Source organism: Microcoleus sp. AT8-A3 (assembly GCF_036705675.1).
In the GTDB taxonomy this organism is placed as follows: Bacteria; Cyanobacteriota; Cyanobacteriia; order Cyanobacteriales; family Microcoleaceae; genus Microcoleus.
Window position 1 is genome coordinate 22,310 of the sequence record NZ_JAUBVD010000061.1, and the last position, 11,952, is coordinate 34,261.

8 protein-coding genes are annotated in these 11,952 nt (G+C 47.5%); 5 read left to right on the top strand and 3 right to left on the bottom strand.

Translation table 11 applies throughout. The annotated features are described in order from the left end of the window. The first annotated feature begins 1,156 nt into the window (after positions 1-1,156). The 3 genes from QUB51_RS25330 (at position 1,157) to QUB51_RS25340 (ending at position 6,739) form a co-directional block, all read left to right on the top strand. Complete coding sequence (locus QUB51_RS25330) at positions 1,157-4,798, top strand: diguanylate cyclase domain-containing protein (RefSeq protein WP_333263730.1); 3,642 nt, start codon at positions 1,157-1,159, stop codon at positions 4,796-4,798. Between the two features lie 67 nt (positions 4,799-4,865). After that, positions 4,866-5,360: a phosphohistidine phosphatase SixA gene (gene sixA, locus QUB51_RS25335; protein WP_333054609.1), complete on the top strand. Its 495-nt coding sequence runs from the start codon at positions 4,866-4,868 to the stop codon at positions 5,358-5,360. A 233-nt stretch (positions 5,361-5,593) separates the two neighbouring features. After that, positions 5,594-6,739 carry a citrate synthase gene (locus QUB51_RS25340; RefSeq protein ID WP_333233543.1) on the top strand — a complete coding sequence of 382 codons (1,146 nt, stop codon included), beginning with the start codon at positions 5,594-5,596 and terminating at the stop codon, positions 6,737-6,739. Between the two features lie 455 nt (positions 6,740-7,194). Here the strand turns inward: QUB51_RS25340 and QUB51_RS25345 are convergent, their stop codons facing one another. After that, entirely contained in the window at positions 7,195-7,689 is a 495-nt protein-coding gene (locus QUB51_RS25345; protein WP_333261111.1) for a hypothetical protein, read from the bottom strand. A gap of 292 nt (positions 7,690-7,981) precedes the next feature. Here QUB51_RS25345 and QUB51_RS25350 point away from each other — a divergent pair, with 292 nt between their 5' ends. Beyond that, the gene (locus QUB51_RS25350; RefSeq protein ID WP_333106881.1) at positions 7,982-8,479 is read left to right on the top strand and encodes a hypothetical protein; all 498 of its coding nucleotides are present in this window, start codon (positions 7,982-7,984) and stop codon (positions 8,477-8,479) included. A 105-nt stretch (positions 8,480-8,584) separates the two neighbouring features. Then, on the top strand, positions 8,585-9,082 hold the full coding sequence (locus QUB51_RS25355; protein WP_333106882.1) for a tetratricopeptide repeat protein: 498 nt from the start codon (positions 8,585-8,587) through the stop codon (positions 9,080-9,082). A 165-nt stretch (positions 9,083-9,247) separates the two neighbouring features. On the opposite strand, the gene QUB51_RS25360 is transcribed toward QUB51_RS25355, so the two are convergent. Together QUB51_RS25360 and argZ are read right to left on the bottom strand one after the other, a co-directional pair. Continuing rightward, complete coding sequence (locus QUB51_RS25360) at positions 9,248-9,427, bottom strand: hypothetical protein (protein WP_333054604.1); 180 nt, start codon at positions 9,425-9,427, stop codon at positions 9,248-9,250. A gap of 180 nt (positions 9,428-9,607) precedes the next feature. Further along, entirely contained in the window at positions 9,608-11,722 is a 2,115-nt protein-coding gene (gene argZ / locus QUB51_RS25365; protein WP_333261118.1) for a bifunctional arginine dihydrolase/ornithine cyclodeaminase, read from the bottom strand. Between the last annotated feature and the right edge of the window lie 230 nt (positions 11,723-11,952).

Sequence of the window (11,952 nt, forward strand, 5' to 3'; positions counted from 1 at the left end):
TCATACAGCATATTCGGTGGTTCATGAAGTACAGGAGCAGCTATATTATGTGGTGTTAGTCCGTAGTCCGTAGGGTTCGTCGCTCCTTCATATTTGATAAAGATTGCAGATTGACGGGTGTATCCGCACCTTACTCGCGTCTCTCTTCTTGTGTGTACCACATATACATGGAATATGCTGTAATATCCCGGTCGGGGCGAGTTTTTGAGATTGTCAATTATTGGCAGGTATTCTTGGTGAACTCGCCCCTACAAAAATCGCGGTTCATCGACCGGACACGATATCAATCGGGAGTTTCTAGCTGCAGTATTGATTCCAGCAACAGCCTGGGAATGCGAGCTTTTCGACCTCCGGTTGCTACCAGGTTTGGCCGTGTTTTTTTCTCATTCCGGGCACAATCTCAACTTGACAATCAGTCATGCCCGCACTCCAACTCTCATCAACCAGGTTTTTTAACTCTTATTCAGGGTGGGAACTCCTGCCCAGTCTACCTCTGCCAGGAACAGGCTTTCCGGCCTGTCCCATAAAAATTAAATTTTATTGTGGGTAGTACGGGTAGGACAGGAGAATCCGCCCATAGAAAATTTATTTAAAATCGTGCAATATGTTCAGTTTTAAGGAAGTAAGGAGGTTGAAAAACCCGGTTGAGTTCTCCAGGACTAACAGTAATAAATTTTCTACCAATTTTCCCAAATCATACACTAAAGAAACCGGGTTTTTTAACAATTGTCAAGGGATATCACGAAGTATTTTGATAAAAAAACCAGGTTGAGGGGCAAATTTAGTGTGTTCTATTTTACTAAACTCCACAAGAATTATGAGGTTTTAACAATTATACAGGGTTAATTTTGGGGAGTTTTATTATTTATTCGCTAAATCAATCACAATTTGTTATAGTTGGTGCAGTAGCTTTGCGATAATAATTAGCCAAAAAACGATTGAGAAGAAGCAAAATAGATACCAAATAACCTAAAACTTTGGCGAAATGACATCAAAAAAGCAATTGTAGCAGTCAGCATAAAATTGGCTAGCCACATAAATATTGATTTTTTCCTAAGCCCAGCCAGCGATTCCTACGAGTTAAAAGAAATTATTATATTTATTTGTGGCGGGTTAGAATAGTAGAAAATAGCTTAAACAAACAAGGAACACGGAGATGTCTACAAAAAAGACTTTCTCTTGGTCGTTAGAGAAAAGCATAGAAAAAGTTTCAGAAATTGCACTTAAAATCAACGAGTTCGTGGATCTGGAGACAATTTTGCAATGTGCGCTACACGAAACCAGGGTGCTGCTGCAAACAGATCGCGTGATTATTTATCGATTCCTACCGCATAGAGAGAGGGTAGTATTTGCTGAATCTGTTGGCGATCGGTGGCGGCCAATCCAGGGACAACTGATTCATGACCCTTGCCTTGAAGCTACCTGGGTAGATCGCTACAGCCAGGGGGAAACGAGTGCCATTTCTGATATTCACGCTGGTGATATTCAAGCTTGTGATGTCGAATTGCTCGATCGCATCCAAGTTCAGGCAAATTTAGTTGCGCCAATCTTGCTAGATGGCAAACAACAGCAATCTCCGAAGCTTTGGGGACTGTTGATTGCTCATCACTGCCGAAGTCCGCGTCAGTGGGAACCTCTCGATGTTCAGATCCTGCAACAGGTTGCAATGCACATCGGGTTGAGGATGCGGCACTTGGAATCTCACGGCCCGGCGATCGGGCCAAATCAACCGCCGGAACTCGAAACAGAACCGAATCAAACTGATCCCAATACAGAAAGCGCGCCCAGAGTCAATCATCAAAATTGTCTACAACCAGAGTTTGCCTGTTCCCTGAGCGGCGATATTGTCCACCTCAAAGCCTTTGACTTGTTGCAAAACCCGATCTGGATATTTGATATTGAGGATTGGCAAATGCGGTGGGCAAACCAAGCTTCCTTGTACCTGTGGAATGCTTCGACGCGGCAGCAACTGGCGAGCCACAACTTTAGGGATATGTTGTCAGAGTCTACTCGGATTCGCTTGCAGAGCTATCAGCAGCAGTTTGAGCAAGGCCAAACCTTGTCTGAGCAGTGGACGTTTTACCCGGCCGGTGAGCCTGTTTGTGTCGGCTGTCGGTGCTCTGGCATCAGGATTGATGGCGGGCGTTTGGCAATCCTGGTGGAGGGTACGGTCGAAACCGCTCCTCAAATCGAGCCGGAAACCCTACGATCGATCGAGGCAATCCGACACACCACGCTGATGGTTTCGCTGTACACCCTCGAAGGTGTGCCGCTGCTGCAAAACCCGGCGGCCTTGCGCTGTTACGGAGATATGCAGCCACCTCACTCTGCGACAGATAATGCTTTTGTGAGTCGCTTTGTTGACTCTCAGGTAGCAGAGCGAGCAATGGCAGTTCTTAAGTCCGGTGAGGTATTTAGCACGGAGGCTCAAGTGATTACTCTGGCGGGAATTCGCTGGCATGGGATGGACGTGCGGTGTACCAACGACCCGGTAACGGGCAACCCGATGTTGCTGGTGAACGAAAAGGACATTACCGACCGCCAGCAGACAGAAACAGACCTGCAAAAGAGTGAAACCCGGTTGTCAGAAGCCCAGCGGGTTGCCCACATCGGTAACTGGGAGTGGGACGTGAGTACGGGTAAAATTACCTGGTCTCCCGAACTATTCGAGATTTTGGGACGATCCAGGGCCCTAGGCGAACCTACTTATGAAGAAAACCTGCGGCTTTACCATCCCGAAAGTGCCAAACAGCTACACCTGGTAGTTCAACGAGCGCTCAGTCACGGAGAGCCTTATCTATTGCGCCTCAGAGTCGTGGGCCCGAATGGCTCTATCCGCCATACCGAAGCCAGAGGACAGGTTCAACTCAATGCAGAGGGAAAAGTCATTCGGTTGTTTGGTACATCCCAAGACATTACGGATCTTGTCCAGGCAGAAACAGAACTCAGAGAATTGAGTACAGCTCTTGCTAATGCCGTTGAGGGCATCTCGCGGCTGGATATTTTCGGACGGTACATCACCGTTAATCAAGCCTACGCGAATATAGCAGGTTATCAGCCTGAAGAAATGGTTGGTATGAGTTGGCAGAAAACAGTTCATCCCGAAGACTGCGACAGGATGATGGCCGCTTATCAAAAAATGCTAGCCGAGGGCCGAGTGGAGGTTGAGGCCCGGGGTATCCGGAAAGATGGCTCGATCTTTTACAAGCACGTGGTGATGTTGGCGGCCTACGACTCGCAGGAGCGATCGATCGGGCATCACTGCTTTATGAAAAATATCACCGATCGCAAGCAAGCAGAAGCAGCATTGCAACAAGAGTTCGAGCGTCTGGCGGTGGTGATTGCCACCCAACAGGAAATCGCCACCCCCAATCCTAACCTGGATGCAGTGATGGCGGTGATTACCGATCGAACTCAAAAATCGCTCGGTGCCGATGGGGCCGTGATTGAAATGCTGGAAGGGGATGAGTTGGTGTATCGGGCAGCCAGCGGTATCGCCAGCGCCTATGTGGGATTACGGATCAAAGTAGGGACAAGTTTATCGGGAAAATGTATTGCGACCGGCCAAATCATGCTTTGCGATGATTCACAAGCCGATGCACGGGTGGATCAGGCTGTCTGTCAGCGCATTGGTATCCGGTCATTGGTGGTTGTTCCCTTGTTCTATCAGGACGATCGGGTTGGCGTCTTAAAAGTTGTTTCCGCTAAACCCTGTGCCTTTACAGAGTCAGATATTCATACCTTACAACTGATGGCGGGGTTTTTGGCGGGTAGCCTGCATCTGGCTTCAGAGTTTGATGCTAAAAACATTCTCCTGAGTCAATTGCAGGAGAGCGAGGAACGGTATCGTTCTGTGATTACAAGCATGACTGAAGGCGTCGTACTTCAGCTAGCAGACGGACAAATTACTACCTGTAATGCTAGTGCCGGAAGGATTCTCGGACTGACCCCCGAACAACTGATGGGGCGTACATCCATAGATTTAGACTGGCGAACCGTTCACGAAGATGGCTCTCCTTTCCCCTGCCAACAGCATCCGGCAATGATTACCCTACGGACGGGAAAACCCCTATCAAATGTGGTGATGGGCATTCACAAATCGGATAAAACGCTGACTTGGATTTCGATTAATTCGCAACCGCTGTTCCAGATGAATCAGTCTCAACCCTATGCAGTAGTAACGACTTTTGCTGATATTACAGAACGCAAGCGGGCCGAGGAGATGCTCAGACACCGGGCAGAACAAGAAAGATTAATTGCTACGACAGATGGGTTAACACAAGTAGCAAACCGCCGCTGTTTTGATGAGCGATTGCCGTCGGAATGGCACCGACTGATGCAGGGGAAACAACAGCTTTCGTTGATTATGTTGGATGTAGATTATTTCAAGCGATATAACGATTGCTACGGACATCAAGCGGGGGATATTTGTTTAGTAAAAGTGGCTTCATCGGCGGCACAAGCGGTTAAACGCTCATCGGATCTGTTTGCACGTTACGGGGGGGAAGAATTCGCTGCTATCCTACCGAATACGGATGCGGATGGCGCGATCGCGGTTGCTGAGTCGATCCGAGAGGCAATCCGAGTTTTGGGAATCCCTCACGAGCAATCTAATGTGAGCACGATCGTGACTGTTAGCATGGGAATTGCCACTGTGATTCCCACTGCGGAAACATCACCGGATGAACTCGTTGCCCTCGCCGATCGAGCATTATATGATGCGAAACGACAAGGGCGCGATCGCTACACAAGCGCCAACCAGATGACAGCGCCAGATTTCAATACAGTTGTAGAATAGGCAAAAGGTAGGTATATCCTAGACTGCTCCTAGAAAAACGGGACCCCATGCCTGGAAGTATTGATATATGGTTATTTATCTGATCCGGCACGGTATCGCCGCCGCACCCGAAGAATATGATACAGACTCAGAACGCCCCCTGACTAAAGAGGGCGATCGTAAAACCAGGAAAATTGCTCAACGGCTGTACGAGCTCGAAATTCAGTTTGACTTGATTCTCACCAGTCCCCTACTGCGCGCCCAGCAAACCGCCCAAATCCTGCAAACAGTCGGTTTGAGTTCCCAAATAGAAGAATCCGCCGCCCTCGCACCTTCAGGAGACATCGGGAACTGGCTGGAGTGGTACAAACAATGGCAGGACATCGGTAGTGGCAGCTTGGCCCTAGTGGGCCACCAACCAGACTTAGGCCACTGGGCAGAAACTTTGCTTTGGGCTCGATCGCAAGATGCCCTGATTCTCAAAAAAGCCGGTATCATCGGCTTAATCCTCCCGGAGACAGGCTCCCCTGTGGGCCGCAGCCAAATGTTTTGGCTAACTGCGCCCAAGTTTTTGCTGCGCTAGAAACAGCGAACCGCCCCGACATTAACAGGAGACGCCAGCCCTCTTAAAACCGCATTCTGGGACGGCGAAACCGGGAAAAAGGGGCGACAATACGCAGCGGTGCGATCGGGCTGTGTGTTGAAAAACCCGGTTTCTGAACCCGAATTAAATGATTATTTGTCAAGACTGCGACACTATCTTGCTTTCTGGTAATGTACTTTTAGTAGATTGAACTCACACAAAACGGTATCGCAATGGTCGTCGGCGAATTCAAACCAGGTTTAGAAGGTGTTCCCGCCACCTTGTCCAGCATTAGCTACGTCGATGGACAAAAAGGGTTGCTGGAATATCGCGGGATTAGCATCGAGGAACTGGCACTCAAAAGTTCCTTTCTCGAAACTTCATATTTATTAATCTGGGGGGTACTTCCGACAAAGGAAGAACTAGAAGCTTTCGAGCATGAAATTCGCTATCACCGCCGGATCAAATATCGCATCCGGGACATGATGAAATGCTTTCCAGAAAGAGGACATCCAATGGACGCCCTGCAAGCTTCAGCGGCCGCCCTGGGCTTGTTCTACTCCCGCCGAGCTCTGGCTAACCCAGCATACATTCGAGAAGCTGTAGTGCGGCTGCTAGCTAAGATTCCCACAATGGTAGCAGCGTTCCAGCAAATGCGACGGGGAAACGATCCGGTGCGGCCGAGGGATGACTTGAACTACTCGGCTAACTTTCTTTATATGCTCAACGAGCAAGAACCCGATCCCCTGTTAGCTAGCATTTTTGACACTTGTCTGACTCTCCACGCTGAACATACAATTAATGCCTCTACATTTTCGGCAATGGTAACAGCTTCGACGCTGACAGACCCTTACGGAGTGATTGCTTCAGCAGTTGGCACTTTGGCGGGGCCGCTGCACGGGGGAGCTAATGAAGAAGTGATTGATATGTTGCAGCAAATTGGTTCGGTAGAAAATGTGCGGCCTTTTGTCGAGAAGTGTGTTGCAAATAAGGACAAAATCATGGGTTTCGGTCACCGAGTTTACAAGGTGAAAGATCCGAGAGCAACTATTCTTCAGAGGTTAGCGGAACAGTTGTTTGAGAACTTCGGCCGCGATGATTATTACGACATTGCTGTCAAGTTGGAAGAAGTGGTTGAAGAGAAATTGGGCCAGAAAGGAATTTATGCAAATGTAGATTTCTATTCTGGTTTGGTTTACCGAAAAATGGGAATTCCGCTGGACTTATTTACACCAGTTTTTGCGATCGCCCGCGTTGCCGGCTGGTTAGCCCACTGGAAGGAACAACTAGAGGCAAACCGCATTTACCGCCCGACTCAAATATATACGGGGAGTCACGGTGCTCCTTATATTGCGATCGAGGACAGACTCCCATCCTAAAGCACAATTATCAACCCAGATATGACAATGGCGAGAGGAATTGTTTGGCTTTCGTGAAGTGTTGAATTAAAAATTGCTTTCGCCTTCCGAGTCAGGAAACAATCTCTGTCTGCCAAAAACTGTCCTGCTGGGTTGCACCCCTCTTGTATGTTGTGCTGTTGGTTGGCGACAATAGTAAGAAGTGACGATTTTCAGGAACTCCGGTCCTCAGACTTGCTGGTCTGAGGCTTTTTATTGCAATATTAATATAAACCACGCCAGTAACGTGCTACATTACTGGGCCTGTAATATCATGTCCGATCGATTGACCATAATATCCCGGTCGGGCGGGTTTTTGAGATTGTCAATTATTGGCCGATATTGGCAGGTTTACCCGCCCCTACCTGATTTTGGGCGAAGCGAAGCGGAGGGAATCGACCGGACATGATATAAGGGGGGCGAGGCGCACCGTACTTTTATTCCTCCGAATCTACCTGCTTAACTTCCTCCAAAGTTAGCCCCAGCAACTCTGCTATTTGCTCGTCTTTCAAGCCGAATTGGCGTAACTTACCAACCATTTCAATCTTGGCTTGATACTGGTCTCGCTGAAAGTCAGGAGTCGCAGGCTGGCTTTTATTTGGGGTAGGAGTGGGGCGATCGGAGCAAATATTGATATAACCCATAATGTTGTTATCCCCAAAACTAATATTGAGATTTCCTTTCCGTTCTAAGACCGATTTAAGATTGTGTTTATCCACGGGTTCATCAAACACATCTGATAACATTTGCAAAAGCTCGTAACCTCTATCCTTAACGTGACCTTCCGAAAGACGATAACTATCGGCAATCTCAGCATACTTTTGTCGATTCAGAGTTCCCTCGATAATTCCACGCTGTAAATCATTGAGGCGTTTACCTGTCTTATCGTAGACAACTTGATCTACAAATTCGAGTACCTCGCGAATATCCATTATCAAGGCTGTGAGAAACTTCGATTATTATATCCGACTTTAACCGCCTCGATCCGTCTTTTTCCGACTTATAACTCAAAGGTTAGAAAGATCCGTCTTTTCCCGCTTTTCAGCTTAGGGGCGATCGCTATAGTATGTGGAGGAGTGATAAAGATGAGCTTGACATAAAGCGGTAGCTGTAAGCAAAAGGCTATTCGAGAGAATTCTCAAAGCGCTGACGCTGATCGGTTCTAAGAAAAAAGCTGTAGGCTGAGCACTCAATACACTAGAAAAGCTCAAGGAACCAAGTGTTATGGCCAGACTTAAACTTCTGCGTGTGGCGACTTCCCTTTCTGCTGTCGTAATTCCGTTTTTGCCTTTGGGTTACAGCGGTGCGATCGCTCAAGAGTATCCGGGCTGTTTCTGGACAGATCCCAAAACGGGCAACCACATATCCCTTGAGCCACTATGTGAGAGAGGACGGATAGACGATGCTATAAAGGCAATAGAACGAAATCAAAACCCCTTGATTGCCACTGGTTTGAGGGTACAATCCACCGACAATCCATACCTGGTTAGGGTAACAGGTAAAATCACGAACCGCAGCAGTAGACCCATTAAGATTGGTATCCCGGATCTTCAGATCGGTAAAGGCAATACAATTCTCTACACGAAGCCGGTCATCATTAATCAAACTTTACAGCCGGGTCAATCAGTTGCTATCAACGAATCCATTGTTAAAAGTTCGTTAGGAGTAAGTTTTATGGGTGGACTGGAAGTTAAAATTGAGGATTGGGACTCTAGCGACTAAGGGGAATTAAAATCTATCCTCTTTATTTCATAAATCGCCCGAACCGAAAGGATAAAAAGCTTAAAAATGCGATCAATATACTTACATACACCCATCAATTTAATCATGAATTTTCTATACCAAGCTATCACCATCGTGGCAATTCCACTGACAATAGGTATAACCCCTAATGCTGCGTCTAGCCATGCTCCCATAGTTATTATATCTCAAGCGAGTTCCACAGACTTCTATACAAGGGGTGACGACTTTTTTAATAACAAAGACTATAAAGGAGCAATTGAAGCCTACACCCAAGCTATCAAAATCAATCCTAATTTTGCTGAAGCACACCAAAGCCGATGTTTGTCACGACTTCTGATCGGGGACTATCCTGCTGCACTTGGAGACTGCAATAATGCCATCCGCATTCGACCTAATTATGCTGATGCTTACCGCATTCGGGGTACTGTTCGTCTTAACTTAAAAGATATTAGAGCAACAGTTGCCGACTGGCAAACAGCAGCCAACCTTTATAATGCTCAAGGAGATAGAGAAAGCTTTGAGTACATGATGTCTCGCCTCAAAAATGTTCAGCAAGAACTTCAGCGGATACAGCAGCGATGACTGGGAATTTTAACCTTTGAAAAAAATATAACGAGCAACGTTACCTGTGGCCGCTAGCCAGTATTATTGATGCCCCACGCACAAAATTAGCGGGCGATCGTACTCAAGCGTTTTTTTGGGTATTGTGGGTGAGAGGCAATATTTATCATGGCAAAAACCCGGTTTCTACCTTGATTTGAGAGGACGGGCGATCGCACTCAAGAAACCGGGTTTTCGATCGCGATATAAAGGTGAGATAGTTTGTGGCAAATTTGGCAAGGAGCGATCTGTTTTTATGCCTTTACGCCACGGTGAGCGATCGGTTTTGTCCCCTGGTACGCCAGGGGTTGAAAACCCCTGTCTCATAGCGAAAGTCGGTTGAAACCGACTGGAAAAAAACATTAAAATGCTTGTAAAAAATGTATTTTTCAGTCCTCTTTTAGAGGACTTTCGCTATGAGACGGGGGTTTTTAACCCCCGGCGGGCTTGTGGGTTGGCGTACAGATTTTGACTTGTTTTGACAAGAAGCGGTTTCAACCGCCGAATCTACACAGATTGAGCTACATGATGGCGGCTGGTCAATTTATCCAATTGATTCACCAACAAACTTAGGAACAATCCCACATCGGTAACAACTCCAATAGACTCGATCGAACCCCGATCGCTCAATTTCGTCACCACCGCCGGATTAATGTCCACACACACCATCTTCACACCAGCCGGCGTCATATTTCCCACACCAATTGAGTGCAGCATAGACGACAGCATTAACACCATATCCGCACCGCGTAACAGCTCAGTATATTCTTCTTGAGCCTTAACTAAATCCATTTGCGTGTCGGGAAGTGGGCCGTCATCGCGGATCGAACCGGCAAGAGAAAAGGGTATATTGTTCTTGACGCACTCATACATCACACCGTTAGTAACCAAGCCTGCTTCAACAGCTTTTGCAATACTCCCGTAACGCCGCACACTGTTAATTATTTTCAAGTGGTGCCGATGTCCGCCGCGCACAGCAATACCGCGTTTCATGTCAACCCCTAAAGAGGTTCCCATATTCGATTGTTCCATGTCGTGAACTGCGATCGCATTTCCGCCCAACAACGCTTGTACGTAACCTTCGCGAATCAAATGTGCTAAATGTTCGCCACCGCCGGTGTGGATAACAACAGGCCCCGCCGTAACTACAACTTTGCCACCGCGATCGCGAATTTGGCGCAATTCCCACGCTACTTGTTCCACCACCAATTCTACGCGGCGCTCGCTAGAAACGCTGCCCGACATAAAGCTGAATTCTTGAGAATTGCGCTGTTCCCGCGATTCTGTTTTGCGGATGGTGCGGATGCCGACCACATCAACAACGACTTTTTCTCCTACTTTTAAGTCGCGCAATAATTTGCATTTAGCCACTGGGCCATCAGCGGTTTCAGTAATAGCAACAGCACCATCCATCCGCTGATTTTGCGCTTTCACCCACTGACCATTTACCCGCACTTCCGTGGGATAAATCGTACTAACATAAAAGTCGTCCGGGCCAACGCCATCTTGCACTACCGGTTCTAAAATAGCGTCGCAAATCTCTTGTGGTGGCGGCACTGCACCCAAGTCAATCAGCATTCCCATCATTTCTTCCATCACATCGTGGGAAGGAGCCGAAACTTTAACGTCGGCAGATGATGTACTTTGCCGCTGCTCTCCCAGATTGAAATTGAGCACTTGGAAACTGCCACCGAGATCGACAATTAAGTCCAAAGCACGGCTGATTAAACCCGCATCCAGCAAGTGACCTTCCATGCGAATTGTGCGGCTTTCTACCATCACATTTGCCGATCGATCTTCTTGCACCGGTTCCGTTACCCGCAGCGTCAAACACTTACAGGCGCCGCCCGCTTTCAGAAATTCGCTCATCGGCGTTTCAATTACTTGAAAACCGGCCTGAGTAATGCGCGATTTTAAGGCTTCGCTAACCTTGTTCATTACCACAACTTTGTCAATATTGACCGCATTGCAGGCAAAGTTAGCGGCATCTGCTTCTTCAATGGCAATGCGTTTTTCTGGTGGTACCCGCATTTCAATTAAGCGGTTGGAATACGAGTCAAATGCTGCTGGATAGTAGAGCAAATAGCCACCTGTCAAGGGACAAAAACAGGTGTCTAGGTGATAGAAACGTTCGTCAACTAAACGCAGCGAAAGCACTTCAATGTTGAGCCATTTTGCTAGTAACGGGTGCGAGTCGAGCTCGGAACGGAAGCCGTATCCGGCCCACAACCAGCGTCCTTCGCGATCGAGTAAAGCATCGCCAGCGCCCTCAAACGGCAAGTCTTTCGGGAGTTCGTGCACGGTGAAACCTTTGCTTTCAAACCATGCTTTGAAATAGGGTTCTTCGCCTTGGCGTTCTTTGTGATAGAAACGGCTGAGGACGAAGGTATTGCCTAAAAGTAAGCCTGCGTTGGCGGTGAACACCATATCCGGCCAGCCTTTTTCGGGCGGTACGAGGTCTACCACGGCGTTGTCTTTGAGGACGTGGTAAAGTTTTTCCCACTGTTCGACGGCGCGATCGCGCGATGATTTGTGGACATTTCCCTCCATCCACGGATTAATCACGTAATCCACATCGTAGTGGTCGGGAGCACACATGAGGAAGCGAATTGAGTCAGTCATAATTCAGTTAAAATGTGGTAGACGCTACAGCAGACGTATGTTGACAGAGTTTGTATAATAGCAACTGTAATATTGACTACTAATTTTAGCAGCGCAACGTCTGGAGCCTCAAAAGGCTAACTCTTTATTATATCATGTTTAATATGAGATTACACTAAGGAATGAGAATTAAATAACTTCCACTCTTGAAAGTGGGATGGGCGTCCCGCCCGTCCTTTTTGGACGGGCGG